The 16,809-nt window shown below is 37.7% G+C and carries 12 protein-coding genes; 7 read left to right on the top strand and 5 right to left on the bottom strand.

Going from position 1 to position 16,809, the window contains the following annotated elements; translation table 11 throughout:
- Positions 1-373: 373 nt before the first annotated feature.
- The gene (locus AA637_RS14705) at positions 374-1,489 is read left to right on the top strand and encodes an NAD(P)/FAD-dependent oxidoreductase (RefSeq protein WP_446684616.1); all 1,116 of its coding nucleotides are present in this window, start codon (positions 374-376) and stop codon (positions 1,487-1,489) included.
- A gap of 14 nt (positions 1,490-1,503) precedes the next feature.
- Here AA637_RS14705 and nadA read toward each other — a convergent pair whose 3' ends face one another.
- A complete protein-coding gene (nadA, locus tag AA637_RS14700; protein ID WP_446683379.1) occupies positions 1,504-2,469 on the bottom strand; it encodes a quinolinate synthase NadA in 966 nt (321 codons plus the stop codon).
- A gap of 166 nt (positions 2,470-2,635) precedes the next feature.
- On the opposite strand from nadA, the gene AA637_RS14695 reads away from it, so the two are divergent.
- Positions 2,636-2,806: a hypothetical protein gene (locus AA637_RS14695; RefSeq protein WP_446683378.1), complete on the top strand. Its 171-nt coding sequence runs from the start codon at positions 2,636-2,638 to the stop codon at positions 2,804-2,806.
- A 191-nt stretch (positions 2,807-2,997) separates the two neighbouring features.
- On the opposite strand, the gene ggpS is transcribed toward AA637_RS14695, so the two are convergent.
- Entirely contained in the window at positions 2,998-4,479 is a 1,482-nt protein-coding gene (ggpS, locus tag AA637_RS14690) for a glucosylglycerol-phosphate synthase (RefSeq protein WP_446683377.1), read from the bottom strand.
- A gap of 743 nt (positions 4,480-5,222) precedes the next feature.
- On the opposite strand from ggpS, the gene AA637_RS14685 reads away from it, so the two are divergent.
- Positions 5,223-5,546, top strand: a complete 324-nt coding sequence (locus AA637_RS14685; protein WP_069791915.1) for an ArsR/SmtB family transcription factor — start codon at positions 5,223-5,225, stop codon at positions 5,544-5,546.
- 197 nt (positions 5,547-5,743) lie between these two features.
- Positions 5,744-6,904, top strand: a complete 1,161-nt coding sequence (arsB, locus tag AA637_RS14680; protein ID WP_446683376.1) for an ACR3 family arsenite efflux transporter — start codon at positions 5,744-5,746, stop codon at positions 6,902-6,904.
- Here the strand turns inward: arsB and pgsA are convergent.
- The 3 genes from pgsA to AA637_RS14665 form a co-directional block, all read right to left on the bottom strand.
- Positions 6,901-7,419: a CDP-diacylglycerol--glycerol-3-phosphate 3-phosphatidyltransferase gene (pgsA, locus tag AA637_RS14675; protein ID WP_446683375.1), complete on the bottom strand. Its 519-nt coding sequence runs from the start codon at positions 7,417-7,419 to the stop codon at positions 6,901-6,903. The two genes, arsB and pgsA, sit on opposite strands and share 4 nt — an antisense overlap.
- A 7-nt stretch (positions 7,420-7,426) precedes the next feature.
- Entirely contained in the window at positions 7,427-8,146 is a 720-nt protein-coding gene (locus tag AA637_RS14670) for a sugar transferase (RefSeq protein WP_446683374.1), read from the bottom strand.
- Between the two features lie 557 nt (positions 8,147-8,703).
- Positions 8,704-10,281, bottom strand: coding sequence for a cation:proton antiporter (locus tag AA637_RS14665; RefSeq protein WP_446683373.1), 1,578 nt, complete (start codon positions 10,279-10,281; stop codon positions 8,704-8,706).
- Between the two features lie 67 nt (positions 10,282-10,348).
- Here AA637_RS14665 and AA637_RS14660 point away from each other — a divergent pair, with 67 nt between their 5' ends.
- The 3 genes from AA637_RS14660 to hrcA all read left to right on the top strand — a co-directional run bounded on the left by AA637_RS14660 (position 10,349) and on the right by hrcA (position 16,806).
- The gene (locus AA637_RS14660; protein WP_446683372.1) at positions 10,349-11,113 is read left to right on the top strand and encodes a metallophosphoesterase; all 765 of its coding nucleotides are present in this window, start codon (positions 10,349-10,351) and stop codon (positions 11,111-11,113) included.
- Positions 11,114-11,347: 234 nt separating this feature from the next.
- Positions 11,348-15,595 carry a CHAT domain-containing protein gene (locus AA637_RS14655; protein ID WP_446683371.1) on the top strand — a complete coding sequence of 1,416 codons (4,248 nt, stop codon included), beginning with the start codon at positions 11,348-11,350 and terminating at the stop codon, positions 15,593-15,595.
- A 113-nt stretch (positions 15,596-15,708) separates the two neighbouring features.
- Positions 15,709-16,806 (top strand): heat-inducible transcriptional repressor HrcA, encoded by a 1,098-nt coding sequence (gene hrcA / locus AA637_RS14650; RefSeq protein ID WP_446683370.1) that lies wholly within the window; start codon positions 15,709-15,711, stop codon positions 16,804-16,806.
- Positions 16,807-16,809 lie beyond the last annotated feature (3 nt).

Raw genomic sequence — 16,809 nt, 5'->3', positions numbered from 1 at the left:
AGAATATACTCCTATTTTATTTGTATTTGTATTTTTAACACCTAACCATGATCATCAGATTCTAATATTTAATTAGCTGAAATAACCATCGAATAAGTGTTTGACTGTTTTTAACACTAGATCTGATATTACCTGATTAATTGCTGAAATGTTTAAAAAATATCGTTTTTCCCGTTTTTTCTAAATTTTTACTGATTTTTGTAAAGAAAGGTAACGATTTTGAGCCGTTTTAGCCGATAAATGGGGCAAAATCTCATAATAGTGGGGAAATTTAAACCTATTGTTTTTGATTTTTTTTGAAGGAAATAAAACGAATTCTTCGCTGGGTAGTATCTTGGGTTATACTCAAAAAGTTAGCGTTAGGAATAAGTCACTGGATAAAATTGTAATTATTGGTGCGGGGATTGTGGGCAGTGCGATCGCCTTTGAACTAAGTCAAGATCCTCAGTTTAATATTACTTTGATAGATGAAAAAGCCCCAGCTAGTGGTTCATCCGGGGCTGCGTTAGGCTTGTTGATGGGGGTAATGAGTCAAAAAATAAAAGGAAGGGCATGGCGACTAAGAGAGAATAGCTTAACGAGATACAAAACCCTTTTACCCGAATTGAAACAGTTAACGGGGCTAGAAATCCCTTATAACCGCCATGGCATCGTCAAATTATTATTGGCAGAGGATGACCTCGAAAAATGGCATAAATTAGCGGGAAAAAGAGCAGAGCAAGGTTATCGTCTCAAGGTTTGGAATCGTTCTGAATTACAATCTTTTTGCCCAGAGGTGCAAGGAGAAGAAATAATTGGGGCAGTTTCTTCCCCCGATGATTTACAAATCAATCCCATTCCCCTCGTGGAGGCTTTGGTCGAAGGTGCGAAGATAAAAGGGGTAAAATGTATTTTTGGTCAAAAAGTTGATAATTTTAAAATTAGTTCTTCACATGAAGATAATAAAAGGGTCTGTGAGTCTTTACAGGTGAGGGGGGCATCCCTAGACGCAGACTTAGTTATTGTCTGTGGTGGTTTGGGTTCTACTCCTTTAACTGAGGAGTTGGGAAAGACGGTAAAAATTAAGCCCGTATTAGGACAAGCCATGGTGATGAGTTATGATGGGTGGCAAAAATTGCCTGATTTTAACCCAGTGATTACGGGGGATGATGTGCATATCGTACCTCTGAATGATAATCGTTTTTGGGTGGGGGCTACCCTTGAATTTGCCCATGAAGATGGACAGGTAATGGAGGATAAACAATTACTTACTAATTTACATCAAAGGGCGATCGCCTTTTGTCCTGCTCTCAAATCGGCCTCTATTATCTCCCAATGGTCAGGGAAACGACCTCGCCCCGAAGGGCGCCCAGCCCCCATTATCGAATGGTTAGAAGGTTACGATAATGTTATTTTAGCCACCGCCCATTACCGCAACGGAATTTTACTCGCCCCTGCCACAGCAATGGAAGTAAAAGAATTAATAATGGAGAGGGCTAAGCAAACGTAAAAAACAAAAACTTATTACTTAGACATTTCCAACATTCTTTGTATGGGTTGTAAAGCCTTACTTCTAGTGGGTTCAGGAATAATAATTTCGGGGGTTTTATTTTTGAGGGCAAGATAGACTTTTTCGAGGGTATTTAGCCTCATGTAAGGACATTCATTGCAGTTACAATTAGTGGTAGAAGGGGCAGGAATAAACACCTTGTTGGGGGCTTGTTTTTGCATTTGGTGGATGATTCCTGGTTCGGTGGCGATAATGAATTTGTCGCATTCACTACTCTGAGAATATTTTAAAAGGGCGGTAGTTGAGCCAATATAATCAGCATGACGTAGCACGGGGGTTTCACACTCTGGGTGGGCTAAAATTTCGGCTTCGGGGTTTTGTACTTTCAGTTCAACTATTCTTTTTTCTGAAAAGGTTTCATGAACGATGCAGCTACCATCCCACAATACTAAATCTCGTCCTGTTTGTTGGCTCACATAACGCCCTAAGTTTTTGTCAGGGGCGAAAATAATTTTTTGCTCTGGGGGAATTTGATTAACAATAGAAACGGCATTGGAACTAGTACAGATAATATCGCTAAGGGCTTTTATTTCTGCGGTACAATTGATGTAGGAAATAACAATATGATCTGGATGTTGGGCTTTAAATTTGGCAAAGGCATCGGGAGGGCAGCTGTCCGCAAGGGAACATCCCGCCTCTAAGTCGGGTAATAATACTAATTTATGGGGGTTAAGAATTTTGGCAGTTTCTGCCATAAAATGTACCCCTGCAAAAAGAATGACATCGGCGGAGGTGTTAGCAGCCTGTTGAGATAAACCGAGGGAGTCGCCGATATAGTCGGCTATGTCTTGGATGTCTCCTTCTTGGTAGTAGTGGGCGAGAATTACAGCGTTTAGTTCTTTTTTCAAAAGTGCGATCGCACTGAACAAATCATCGGGAATATTATTTTCAATCTTACGGGGGGGAGTAGCAGTAAACATATTCAACAACCGTCGGGGATTTAGTAAAAGTTAGTAACTATCATATCGTGAACTATCAAAATTTGAAAATCCACAAAAACAGGATGAAATCAATAAATGGGTATTGATTTTGGTGGTTTAATATATAATTTGAAGGGAATTACCTTAGTACAAATCAATAAATTTTATGGCACTTACCGATTTTTCTGCTTATATATTCGCTCAAATAATCGAAGATCCTGATATTATTGGTCAAATTACCGATGCGTGGAATAATTTTGTGGAATCTGGACAAGTTTGGGCAATGGTAATTGGTGTGGTTTTGGGGTATATGTTTGCTAGTTTTACCCGTTTCTAAGACTGATGTATGAATTAATCAGGTTATTTATTGCAAAAAAAATAGGGGAAATATTATCCCCCCATTCTATAGCGTTTTTTATAATTATGAGATACATTTATGATTTTCAAGTCCCTCTTATTAAGGGGGATCATTTTGTACCCCGTAACCATGATAATTGCTATATATCTGTCAATTAATTCAGTAAATACTTATTTTTTAGGAATTTTACCAAATACATCTAAAAGGCGATCGCCCCAATACTTAACATCATAAGTAGAAACAGTCTTATACATCGCATCCATGCGTTCTCTTTGTTCATCTTCAGGCATCACCAAAGCCTTATCAATAGCTGTATCCATGCGGGTTACAGAATAAGGATTAGTCAAGAGAGCCTCGGGCAATTCCACCGCAGCCCCCACAAACTCAGAGAGAATTAATACGCCACTCTCATCCTTATGGGCAGAAATATATTCCTTTGCAACTAAGTTTAAACCATCGCGCAAAGGAGTAGTCCAACAAATATCCGCCGCTCGATAATACGCCAACAAATCAGTAAAAGGAATAGGTTTAGTAAACAGAATAATAGGAGTCCAATCCAAACGGGCAAACTTACCATTAATTTGTCCTACCAACTGCTCAATTTTATTTTGAGTAGTTTTATAAACCCTCATACCCGCCGCCGCCGACACACAACTGACAATAAAATTAACCTTACCATGTAGCTCTGGACGGCGTTCCAATAAACGACCAAAAGCTTCTAACATCTCCTGATTACCCTTCACATAATCAATTCTACCAGCGGCAATAATTAACTTACGTCCATTCAACTCCTCTTTGATTTCCTCATATTTTTTCTGGGATTCTGCCGTGGCCAACACAGAAGTAATGTAATCGGGGTTAGTACCCACAGGGAAAGCATCAACAGTTACATCCTGCCCGTTATAACGTAACTTAGTTACCATTTCAGGCTCAGCCAAAGCAGTTCCACATTTAGTAAAATGTCCTTGTACAGGTTGTCTTTCCACTACTTCCACAGGTAATAAACTACGGGTTACATTGACAAAGTTTTCCGAATAACGAGGAATATGGAAACCTACCACATCACAACACAACAGACTTTTAATAATTTCCTCACGCCAAGGCAGAATATTAAATACATCCACCGAGGGGAAAGGAGTGTGGTGGAAGAAAGCAATTCTCGCATTAGGTTTCATTTCCCTAATATATTTAGGGGCTAACCATAGGTTATAGTCGTGTACCCAAATAAGAGCATCATCAGCCGCTTCCTTACAAGCGGCCTCAGCAAATAATCGGTTAATTTCTTTAAAATTTTCCCACTCAGAAGACTCAGAAGTGAAGTGATAAGGGAAGGAATGAAGAATAGGCCAGAAGGCTTCTTTTGAAGTGATATGATAAAATTCCTTTACCTGATTGGGGGAAAGGGGAATACGTAAAACGCTGTAATTAGACCTTTCTTCCTCTACCTGTACCCTTTCTTGGAAAGTAGATTGTTCTTTTTTAGCAACCTGTCGCCAAGCAATCCAAGTTCCTTTATCAACACTATTAAAGAAACTTCTTAGGGTTGGTACGATACCATTAGGGCTTTTTTTATCACGATAAAAAGTTTTTCCGTTTTCAATTACTTCGTCATAGGGTTGACGGTGATAGAGAATGACTAGAGATGATTTCATTGTTTTTTATGGTTTATGAATAATTACAGTATTTTGCCTTCGATTATATATTGAGATCTATTTATCGAATTACAATTTTTGAGTGGGATAGTTATTTTTACTTTTTAAAAATATAAAACTATCAGCTATCTATTAGAATTGCATTAGATTTACTCATGTTTTAGTATGTTAAACTTAATTTAATCTATACTTAAAAAATAAAATAATTACAATAGTATTAGATATTTTATGTTGAAAATAACATTAAAAATTACTTTTAGCTACTAGGCTTTTTTCTGAGAAATAGAACAATGTATTATAAGCTACCTTCATATTAGGGAGTTTTAATTACATAATAAATTCAGCAATTAAACTAGATTTAATCATAGCATAATGATTAATATTGAGTCAAATTTTATTGAGCAAGCCATCATAAAAAGTAAATAATTAGATTGCGTTACTTTGTTAAGCCCCATGAATATTCTGATTTTCTCAGACACAAATCAACGAGAGACACTATGCATAAACTACGGAAGATAATTACTTCGCTAGTGCTTCTTTTACAAGCATTGCTCTTGTTTTTTTGATGGTAATGGCAATAAGATGTACAATTAATAGTAACGTGGACGTTAAAAAACAAGATGAGAACTTTAAATACTTGGTTTTTGGGTAACAAGTGACACAGGATTACCTACTTCGTTAGGTGAAAATTTCCCAAGGGTAAGTATCAAAGCTGAATTTTGTACCTTAATACTATAACTTTAATGAGCATTGCAGAAGTAGAAGAAAAAACTAACATAAAAAAAGGATTTCATGCGTTATCTGATTCTATTCGGATTGAAGTATTAAATTTGTTGAGAAATCAAGAGTTGTGCGTATGTGAGTTGTTGGAGGTTTTAAATATCAGTCAATCAAAGTTATCTTTTCACCTCAAAACTTTGAAGGAAGCTGGTTTGGTGCGTACCCGTCAGGAGGGGCGATGGGTTTATTATAGTTTAAACTTATCTCAGATGGTGATATTGGAGCAGTATTTGGCAGATTTTCGTCTCACGGTTTCTTTGACACCTTCTCGAAAATGTTGCGATTAGGAAGCGATATATATACCAATTTTTACTGTTATAATTGTTTTGCAGGTTATGATTTCAAATTAAGATTTGAAAAGAATTTTCTGTTGTCGAAATTTAACGGTTAATTTCTTAAGGGACTTTAATCATATCTTGAGAATAAAGATAGATAATTTTCATTACTTACTTGCCTAAAATATACCAATAAAAATTGTTTTATTATGACAGTAAATATAAATCCTAAGGCCATAAAAGCAGGGGGAAGTTTAAGTTTCTTCGAGAAATATTTAACTCTCTGGGTTTTTATTTGTATCATCGTTGGCATTGGCTTGGGAAGAGTTTTCCCTGATATTGCTCAAAGTTTGGATAGTATCAGTATCTATAATGTTTCGATTCCCATTGCTATCTGTTTATTTTTTATGATGTATCCCATCATGGTTAAGATAGATTTTTCTCAGGCGGTTAAGGCGGTTAAAACTCCTAAGCCTGTGTTTTTAACCTTGGCGGTTAATTGGTTGGTTAAACCTTTTTCCATGGTGATTTTTGCTCAATTTTTTCTGGGTTATGTTTTTTCTAATTTCTTGTCGGATACGGAGATAATTAGAGGGGTTGAGGTTTCTTTGGCGGATTCTTATATCGCTGGTTGTATTTTGCTGGGAATCGCTCCTTGCACGGCAATGGTGTTGATGTGGGGCTATCTTTCTTATAGCAATCAAGGAATTACTTTGGTTATGGTGGCGGTTAATTCTTTGGCGATGTTATTTTTGTATGCACCGTTGGGGCAATGGTTGTTATCGGCTAATAATTTGAGTGTACCTTGGCAAACTATTGTTTTTTCTGTGTTGATATATGTGGGTTTACCTTTGATTACGGGGATTTTTAGTCGATATTGGATTTTTAAGTATAAGGGTAGGGCTTGGTTTGAGTCGAAGTTTTTACATTATCTCTCTCCTGTGGCTATTATTGCTTTGTTGGCGACTTTGATTTTATTGTTTGCTTTTAAGGGGGAGTTGATTGTTAATAATCCTTTGCATATTTTTTTGATTGCGATTCCTTTGTTTATTCAAACTAATTTTATTTTCTTTATTACCTATGTAATTGCACTGAAGATAAATTTATCCTATGAGGATTCGGCACCTGCTTCTTTGATTGGGGCTAGTAATCATTTTGAAGTGGCGATCGCAACGGCGGTGATGTTATTCGGCTTAAATTCGGGGGCAGCATTAGCTACTGTGGTGGGGGTACTAATAGAAGTGCCTGTGATGTTGGTATTGGTGGAATTTTGTAAAAAGACTGCTTCTTGGTTTCCCAGAGAGCCTGAAAAGGCTACTTTAATCGATCCTCGGTGCATTGAGACTCTTAGGGCAAAAGAGGAGTATTAGGCTGTTTCTTGTGGGGGAATGAGGTAAATTAACCCTGAAACGATGGTTAGTATTACCGACACCCAAAATATAATTATTCCCATTTCTAATGCCCAAGGGTATCTAGGTAAAAGTAAAAGGGCGATCGCACTTATCTGGCTAACAGTCTTAAACTTACCCCACACATTAGCTCCTGATACAGTCTTTTGTTGAGGACTTACCCGCCAACCTGCGATCGCAATTTCTCGCAACAAAATCAAAAAGACTCCCCAACTAGGGATTATCTGACGCTCAACCAAAACCAATAAAGGAGCAACTACCAAAATCTTGTCCGTCAAAGGATCTAAAAACTTACCTAAATCCGTAACTTGATTTAAACGCCTTGCCAAATAACCATCCAACCAATCAGTAAGAGAAGCCAGTAAAAATAAACCCCAAGCCCACCATTGATAAATTTCCATTGGCTGATATAAACACCAGAGAATAGGAATTATCAAAACAATGCGACTAAAAGTAATAGTATTGGGAAGATTCATTCAATAATTAACAAGCACCTTCACGCTTAATAACAACCTCAACGGTTTTAAAAATCAAATATAAATCATACCATACTGTCCATTTTTTCTGGTAATCCAAATCCATTGCCACTACTTGATTAAAATCAAGACATTTAGAACGTCCTTTTACCTGCCACTCTCCCGTCAAACCAGGTTTCACCTTAAGGCGTAATAAATGATAGTCATTATATTTTGACACTTCATTGGGAGTAGGAGGACGAGTCCCAACTAAACTCATATCTCCCGTTAAAACATTCCAAAACTGGGGAAATTCATCCAAACTAGTGGATCTTAAAAACTTTCCAACTCTTGTAATGCGAGGGTCCTCTGGATTTTTAAAAATAAAACCATCAGCATGATTTTTCACTAAATGCTGTTTTCTTTCCGCATCCACCGTCATAGAACGGAATTTCCAAATAGTAAATTTTTTCCCATTAAACCCGCACCGAGTTTGGGAGTAGAAAATAGGACCGGGATTATCTTTGTAAATCCAAATAGCTAAAGGAATAAAAATGATGGCAGTGATCATTAAACCGACTAAAGCCCCAATAATATCAATCAAACGTTTTAATTTACTATTAATAGAGCGATGAACCCTATTAGATTCGGTGTAGTGATTATTATTTAGTATTTTTTTTGTATTAGATAGTTTGTCTTCGAGCTTTAAAGATGACTTCTTTATCTTTCTGGGATTGATGAGCATCATGGGCTTATCTTGGTTGTTTTTACTATTAAGGTTATAATATCCGATTTTCAATAAAATGTATGTATTGTAACTGACTTTTTTAGCTTTTTTTACAAAGTTTGGTAAAAACACTTGTACTTTACTGTGTATTTATTAACGAAGTATAAAACAGCTTTACATATTCTTTATATAACTGATAACAACTTCACCATATCTTTATAGATTGTTTTATGACATTTTCAAACTCCTATTAATTACAAATGACTCTATTTTACCCATGTATTACCATAACATAAATATCTTATTGTACTCCTCAATCATTAGTAAAATATCAATGATACCTAAGACATCTATGGTTTTTTTACTAAACAAAGGGTTTAACCCCTTTGCTGTTGTATTTTGATGATTATTCTAGTTATACCTATTACAAAAGATTTTCTTTACCAAAAAATTGACAACAAAAAGATTAAAGACGATCAATTCTTTTAATAAATATCTTTTTAATATGATGTTAGTGTACATTTTCAAAGATATTTTTATAAAAAAATAATGTTTATTAGTTATCACAAAAAAAAAAATTATTCTCCCTTCTGTTTGGCAATAATTTCTTGAACCATAGGAGATAAATTTTCGTTTAATTCTCCAGATAAAATCAGGTCTGCGTAAGTATCCGCTTCTATGGAAATGAGATTATCTCTCAATTTTTGCATAGATACATTTTTAAACTCAGGATTAAAATTTTGTAAATCGATAATTTTTTCCTGAATGGAGTTTAATTGTCCTTGAATTAAATTTTTTTCATAGTTATAAAAATCAGGTTCAATTTCAGGCATTGTACTAAGAGGGATACCATTCATATAAGCCAATACCTTGTTTAAAGCAGTCCTTCTCGCTAACAACTCAGTGTATTCTTGTTTAACATTTTGATCCCCTATTAAATTTAATTTTTGTAAGAAAGTCTTTGTGGTTAATCCTTGTACTAAAAGGGTAAATAATACTACCCCAAAAACTGTGCCTATGACCTCTTGGCGATCGCTCAATATCACTGGTACACTAAGAGCTAGAGCAACCGAAACAGAACCTCTTAACCCACCCCACCAGAGAATTAATTGTTCTTGCCAACTCACCTTCTCTTTAGTGATTAAGTTACTAATAGCACATAGTAAAAATACTGCTACAAAACGACTTCCTATGAGGGAAACAATAGCGACTAAAATAAGTTTCCAGCTATTTAACAATACAGGAAAATCAATCTGATCTCCTATCAATAAAAAGACTATAGAATTAACAAAAAATGCTAAAAATTCCCAAAACTCAGACACACTCAATCGAGTACGAGGATTCATGCCAATTCTTGAGCCAAAATTACCCAGAATTAAACCTACAGTAACCACTCCAATTACCCCAGAGCCACCCAAATTTTCAGTAATTAAATAAGCACCATAAGCAGAAACAAGGGTTAAAGACTGCTCAACCAAAGGTAAATCAAATCTTTGAGTCAAATAAGAAATACCAAAACCGATAAGAAAACCTACTGCAACTCCAACCCCTACAAACGTTCCAAATTTAACAACCGATTCGGTGATAGAAATACTCTCGTTGCCCAAAGGAATACCCACCAACAAAACAAAAGCAACTACTGCCACCCCATCATTAAATAAACTTTCTCCTTCCATAATGGTAGTAAGTTTTTTGCCCGTGCCTAGCTCTCGAAATAGAGCAATGACAGAAACAGGGTCACTAGCTGATAAACTAGCACCTACCAGCAATGCCGTACCCAAAGAGATAGTCGTAAAATAACTAAGAGCAAAGGAGACACTCGCTACCGAAATAATAACCCCAATTACCGCCAAAAGAATTATGGGAGTGAGATTATTTTTCAAATCTTTCCAGCGGATATTCCAAGCCGCTTCAAATAATAATGGGGGCAAAAATATTTCTAAAATTAACTCTGGAGAGAGGTTAACTAATCTAATATCAACTAGGGCTAAACCTAAACCTACTATTACTAAGAGTAAGGTGTAGGGAATTTGTTTAAACCAGATAAATACCCTCGATATGGTAGCAACGGCGAGGGAAACTGACAAAACAATGAGAAATTGCTCTAGGTTTCTTTCGATAGATATTTCCGCAAAGGTTAGTAATTCTAAACTCATAGTATATGTTAACTTTTATCCATCTCATAATACTCACAAATCTTAATTTTATTAATTTAACTTTCATATGACAAAAAACTTTACCCTGATTCAAATTACAGATACTCACCTTTTGGACAACCCAGAAGAATTTTTGCGGGGGCAAAATCCTTGGTACAATTTGCAAGCTGTTTTAGAACAAGTAAAATCCAGACAACCCGATGGATTGTTATTAACAGGGGATTTGGCTGATGGTGGTAGTAGGGTTGCCTATGAATATTTACTAAAAGCGATGGGTGAGTTTAGCTGTCCTATTTATTGGTTGCACGGTAATCATGATAACGTTAAGCTTTTGGGGCAGATGTTACCTTCTTCCAAGGGTTTAGGTTATCAAGCCATTGATTTGGGATTTTGGCGACTATTGTTACTCGATTCTGTGTTGATGGGAGCAAAATTTGGGGGAGGTTATATAGAAAAAGCACAATTGGAATGGTTAAGGCAAGAGTTGGGGCAACAGACTGATAAGGTTACAATCATAGCGCTCCATCATCATCCAATTCCCACGGGTATCGATTGGGTTGATCAAATTGGGGTGGAAAATGGCAATGATTTAGTAAGTTTATTGCACTCATTTCCTCAAGTGCGATTAGTATTATTTGGACATATTCATTATGCTTTACATCACTGCCATGTTAATGCTGTGGGTGACAACATTGATTTTTTTGGATGTCCTTCCACTTTTTCTCAAGTTATTCCCTCTCACCCTACTATCGATTCTCATTTATCGGGGTTTCGTGTCATTCGGTTATGGGAAGATGGTAGTTATGACACCTATGTGCAAAGAGTAGGTTAAGTTACTGTTTCCATTAATTCCACTGCCCCGAAAGACAGCGCCCCCCTTATCTTAACCCCTTGCTCTGCTTACTGTCCAGCGACCCTTTGCGAACCTCATTGGAAAAAAGATAAAAAGGGAGAAACAATTTATCTAATACAAAGCAAGGAAGTTAATATAATAATGATGGTTAGTTTTTTTGGACTGGGTGATTTGATAATTACAATCTAATATTATTTTTTAGAGGCTAGGATTATGGTGGCTAAAACATGGGGTTTGATAGTTTCTCTTTTGTCGGGGGCGGTGATATTCAATCCCCATTTGGTTTATGGTCAAGAAATAAGAATCGATCGCACCACAGATACTAATATTACGGTAGATGGTAATAATATCTTGATCAATGGTCAAACCCTGTCAGCAGATGGCAAAAATTTATTTCATAGCTTCCAAGAATTTGGCTTAACTAGCGACCAAATTGCCACCTTTTTTACTAACCCTGACATTCAAAATATTCTCACCCGCATCACTGGGGGTAATCCTTCCCAAATAAATGGTTTATTGCAGGTGGTGGGGGGTAATTCTAATCTGTTTTTGATGAATCCTGGGGGGATTATTTTCGGACAAGGGGCGAGTTTGAATGTACCTGCGGATTTTACCGCCACTACTGCCACGGGTATGGGTTTTGATGGGGGTGTCTTTAGTGCCATTGGCTCTAATGATTATCAAAATTTATTGGGTAATCCCCATAGCTTTGTGTTCAGTCAAGATAATATCGGCAGTATTATCAATCAAGGAAATTTAACCCTTAGCACTGGACAAAATCTCAGTTTAGTAGGTGGCAACGTGATCAACACTGGCACCATAGAAACCTCTGGGGGCAAAATCAATATACAGGCAGTGGAAGGAACTTCAAGGGTAAAAATTACTCCCGAAGGTAGTTTGTTGAGTTTAGAGGTTGATTTTCCCAAGGATGAACAAGGAAATATAGTGGGATTCACGCCCCAAAATTTGCCCTCTTTGTTGACAGGAAGCAATATTGAAGGAGTAACGGTAGATGATGGGGAGGTGAGGGTAAATAATAGTTTGATTCCCCAAGGACAAGGAAATGCGATCGCCTCTGGCACCATATCCACCGCTAATTATGGGGGTATGGGAGGGGAAATTACTATTTTAGGGAAAAATGTAGGGGCGATCGCCTCTACCATCACCGCCGATGGACAAACGGGAGGCGGTAATATCAAAATAGGGGGAGATATGATGGGGCAAGGAACCATCCCCAACGCCTCTGTCACCTACATCAGCCCAGATTCTAACATTTCAGCGAATGCTATCACCCAAGGGGATGGGGGTAATGTAATTATCTTTGCCCAAGACTTTGCAAGGATTAATGGCAACCTCAGCGCCACAGGAGGCACCATAGCAGGGGATGGAGGCTTTATTGAAACCAGCGGTTTAAAAAGTTTTAGTATCACATCAGTTCCCGACATTAAAGCCTTCAATGGACAGGGTGGAGAATGGTTAATTGATCCTTTTAATTTGGAAATTGTTGATGGTGGAATTTTAACTAATATTAACGATGATGATAATTCTTTTGTTGCGGAAGGAGATAGCGCTATCTTGCCAGTGCAATCTATTAAAAGTGCTTTGGGTAGTGGAGATGTGAAAATTTCTACAGGGGTTGGCGGAACGCAGCAAGGAAATATCACATGGAATGATACAGCAATACTATCTTATGAAACAGATGATAATAATACCCTAACCCTTGAGGCATCAGGTAATATCAATTTCAACGGATCTATTCAACCCTCTTCAACTACTGATTTTCTCAACATAATTTTTAATGCTGATGTTGATGGAAATGATCTTGGTGATATAAATATTAATACTGGGTCATCCATAGTCACCGCTGGAGGTTCAATTACTCTAACAGGGGAAAATATTAAAATAAATCCCCCTTTGAATAGTTCAGGAGGAAATATTTTTGTTAATGCTAATAATGCCATATTGGCAGAGGAAATTAACTCTTCAGGACTTCTTTTAGGAGGAAATATTGAACTAACCGCGGGGGGGAATATAACCACCACCCAAATAACCGCCAATAGCCTTTCATCCGCTGGAAATGGGGGTAACATTACCATTAGTTCTGGAAAAAACGTCGAAACATCAGATATTGAAAGTAAAACTGATGGTGTCATGGGTAACTCAGGAATAATTACTATTGAGGCAGAAGAAAATATCTTAACGGGTAATATTATCTCTGAAGCATCTGATGGAGATGCTGGGGATATTAGTATTACTTCCTTTACTCAAAACATTGAAACTCAAGACATTATTTCATCATCATTGAATAGCGATGCAGATGGCATTAGCATCAATGCTTCTAAGGGCAACATAACCACAGAAAATATCGTTTCAGGTTCTTTAGTTAGTTCTGGTAATATTATTCTCAATGGGGGGGGTAGTATTGTTGTTAATACGATTGATGCTAGTTCAGATCTTTCTGCCGGGAATATATCTATTACTACGGGAAATAAATTTAGGGCTTTGGGAGAAATTGAGCCTAGTAATGTTAGTTTGCAAAGCAATGGTGCTAGTGGCAGCGGTGGTAATATTTCCATAACATATAGCGAACTATTATCCTCTGATTTCACCTTTGATGTTAATGTGGGTGCTTTGATTTTTGATACTGCTAATGGTACAAGGGGAACTATTGAAGCCGGTTCTGCCAGAATTCCCGAAGGTGGTGATGATCCGGAAAGTTTTACTGAGCCTGTTACTATAAGCGGATCTGCTGGTGGTTCAATTACGACTTCTTTTGATGTTGAACCACTAAATCCCCAAACCCCTCCAACTCCCCCCCCAACAACTACCCCCATACCAGAGCCAGAACCTGAACCCATACCAGAACCAGACCCTGAACCCATACCAGAACCAGACCCTGAACCCATACCAGAACCAGACCCTGAACCCATACCAGAACCAGACCCTGAACCCATACCAGAACCAGACCCTGAACCCATACCAGAACCAGACCCTGAGCCCATACCAGAACCAGACCCTGAACCCATACCAGAGCCAGAACCTATTGATCCTCAGAGTGAATTACTGTCTTCTTTAATTCAATCGAATCAGAGTGATCCTAGCAATAGTCAAACATCTTATGGTCCCACGGTGGGAGAAAATATTCCGATCAACGGGGAGGAAAGTTTATTAATATTGAGTATTGATCAGGCTAAGGAAATATTGACCACCATTGAAAATAAAACAGGAGTCAAGAGTGGGTTTATTTATGTTAGTTTCAGTCCTCGCAACTATCAACCCATCAGCTTAGATGATGATATGGCAAGGCGAGAGGCTCAGAAAACTAATGAGTTTAGCCTAGTTCTGAATGATGTTCCTAATATTGATCCTGTGACGGATGTTCAAGAGTTAGATGATACTGAGTTGGATATTTTAATTATCACCGCTGAGGGTAATCCCTTGAGGGTTACAGTTCCTGTGAGTCGGGAGGACGTGAGTAATTCGGTGAATAGTTTATGGCTAAATGTCTCCGATATTTTTGATCAAAACGATCGCTACAGGGCCGATGCTACGCAGATTTATCAATGGTTGATGGAGCCTTTGGAAGAATTGCTATCTGAGCGGGAGATTGAAAATTTGGTGTTCATGTTACCCAATGAAATGCGCTTTTTGCCTTTGGCGGTGCTATATGATCAAAAAACTGATGAGTATTTAGTAGAAAAATATAGTCTTTCCCTTACTCCTAGTATTAACCTTAATGATAATGATTATAGTCCTCTGGCCGATCGCAATTTACTCGCCATGGGTGCGTCCACTTTTGAAGATCAGTTAATTACCCCTCTACCAGCAGCCGGTATAGAATTACCCACCATCTCCCAAGTATGGCAAGGAGAAGACCAACTCAGACAAGATTTATTTACCAGTGATAGTTTTACCCTCGATAATATCCGCCGTAATCTAAGCCAAAACTCCTATGGCATAGTTCACTTTGGCACCCATGGAGAATTTAACACGATACAAGCCGATCTGAGCTATATTCAACTATACAACGATCGCCTTAACTTGAATGAACTACGTACCCTAGGACTCAATGACCTTGGAGTAGAACTATTAGTATTAAGCGCCTGTAACACTGCTTTTGGTAATGAAATGGCGGAACTAGGGTTTGCAGGGTTAGCCGTCCAAGCAGGGGTAAAAACCGCCCTCGGTAGTGTGTGGCAGGTAAGCGATACTGGCACCTTAGCTCTGATGACCAGTTTTTATGGTCAGTTAAGGAATGATACCATCAAAGCAGAAGCCCTACGCCAAGCCCAATTGAACCTATTACGGGGTGAAACTCGCAAAACTGACGATGGAGATACCATTGTTACTCCTTCCGTTAATATTTCCCTAGGGGAATTGCCAGAAGTATCTCAACAGTCAGAAGATTTTTCCCATCCTTTCTACTGGGCGCCTTTTACCATGATTGGTAGTCCTTGGTAATTCATCATCAGGACGCACCCAAGCAGATCAAAAAAAGATAGAAACGCTATACTAGCAAAATATAAATATTTTATCAAACTCAGTTTTGTTCACCATAAACCAATGTTTAGAAGATGACTGTTCAAGTTAACCTTAATGAACGCCATCAAAGAATATTACAGGCAACCGTTAAGCATTATATCGCCACTGCCGAACCTGTTGGCTCAAAAACCTTAATTCAAGAATATGATTTTAGTGTAAGTTCTGCTACTGTCCGTAATGTGATGGGCAAATTAGAAAAGGCTGGTTTTTTGTATCAACCTTACACGTCAGCAGGGCGTATTCCCTCTGACTCTGGCTATCGTATTTATGTTGATAGGCTTTTACCTTCTCAGAAACCTCTTAAGAAGTCTTTAGCACAAAGTTTAAATAGTAAAGTTGGTTCGGTACAAAAAAATTATGAGATTCTTTTCAAGAAAATTACTCAGGTTTTATCAGATTTAAGTGGTTGTATTGCTTTGGTTACTCTCCCTCAAACTACTAGCAATATTATCTATCATCTACAATTATTGAGAATTGCGGAACAAAAAATAATGTTGGTGATGGTGATCGACAATTATCAGACAGAGTCGGTATTATTTGATCATCACGATTTTAATTTAGATCATGATAGCCACATAGGGGAGGTAATTGATCAACAGTTGCAAATGTTATCTAATTTTCTTAATCATAAGCTCAAAGGGCGATCGCTCTTCGACATAGATGATTTAGATTGGAGTGAATTGGAACAAGGATTTAAGCAATATGCCCATTTTATTAACCATCTCCTGGAGAAAATTACCGAAAATTACCGCATTTCTAGCCATAGCCCCATTATGGTACAGGGTATCGCCAAGATGGTGCGTCAACCTGAGTTTGCCCAAATCGAACATTTACAAATCCTTTTACAACTGTTAGAGGAGGAACAGGAGCAACTTTTTCCCGTAGTATTTAATTTAGATGAGCCACAAAAATCTTTTTCTAAAGTAAAAATTACCATCGGCTCAGAAAATCCTTTGCAATCTATGCACTATTGCAGTCTCATCTCCTCCAATTATTATCAAGGTACTTACCCCGTAGGCAGTGTGGGCATCATCGGACCTACTCGTATAGCGTACGAAGATGCGATCACCCTTGTGGAATCCACCGCCGATTATCTTTCTCAAAATCTCAGTAACGTAATGGATAATTAATCA

Source organism: Cyanobacterium sp. HL-69 (genome assembly GCA_002813895.1).
Taxonomy (GTDB): Bacteria; Cyanobacteriota; Cyanobacteriia; order Cyanobacteriales; family Cyanobacteriaceae; genus Cyanobacterium.
Note: the sequence above shows the minus strand (reverse complement) of the source record. Positions and strands in the feature narration are given on the sequence as shown.

Bases quoted from the DNA above. Each gene is read 5' to 3' on its own strand.
- AA637_RS14685 (WP_069791915.1), top strand. From the start codon at position 5,223: ATGAGCATTGCAGAAGTAGAAGAAAAAACTAACATAAAAAAAGGATTT.
- ggpS (WP_446683377.1), bottom strand. From the start codon at position 4,479: ATGAAATCATCTCTAGTCATTCTCTATCACCGTCAACCCTATGACGAA.
- AA637_RS14655 (WP_446683371.1), top strand. From the start codon at position 11,348: ATGGTGGCTAAAACATGGGGTTTGATAGTTTCTCTTTTGTCGGGGGCG.
- hrcA (WP_446683370.1), top strand. From the start codon at position 15,709: ATGACTGTTCAAGTTAACCTTAATGAACGCCATCAAAGAATATTACAG.
- pgsA (WP_446683375.1), bottom strand. From the start codon at position 7,419: ATGAATCTTCCCAATACTATTACTTTTAGTCGCATTGTTTTGATAATT.
- AA637_RS14695 (WP_446683378.1), top strand. From the start codon at position 2,636: ATGGCACTTACCGATTTTTCTGCTTATATATTCGCTCAAATAATCGAA.
- nadA (WP_446683379.1), bottom strand. From the start codon at position 2,469: ATGTTTACTGCTACTCCCCCCCGTAAGATTGAAAATAATATTCCCGAT.
- AA637_RS14670 (WP_446683374.1), bottom strand. From the start codon at position 8,146: ATGATGCTCATCAATCCCAGAAAGATAAAGAAGTCATCTTTAAAGCTC.
- AA637_RS14660 (WP_446683372.1), top strand. From the start codon at position 10,349: ATGACAAAAAACTTTACCCTGATTCAAATTACAGATACTCACCTTTTG.
- AA637_RS14665 (WP_446683373.1), bottom strand. From the start codon at position 10,281: ATGAGTTTAGAATTACTAACCTTTGCGGAAATATCTATCGAAAGAAAC.
- arsB (WP_446683376.1), top strand. From the start codon at position 5,744: ATGACAGTAAATATAAATCCTAAGGCCATAAAAGCAGGGGGAAGTTTA.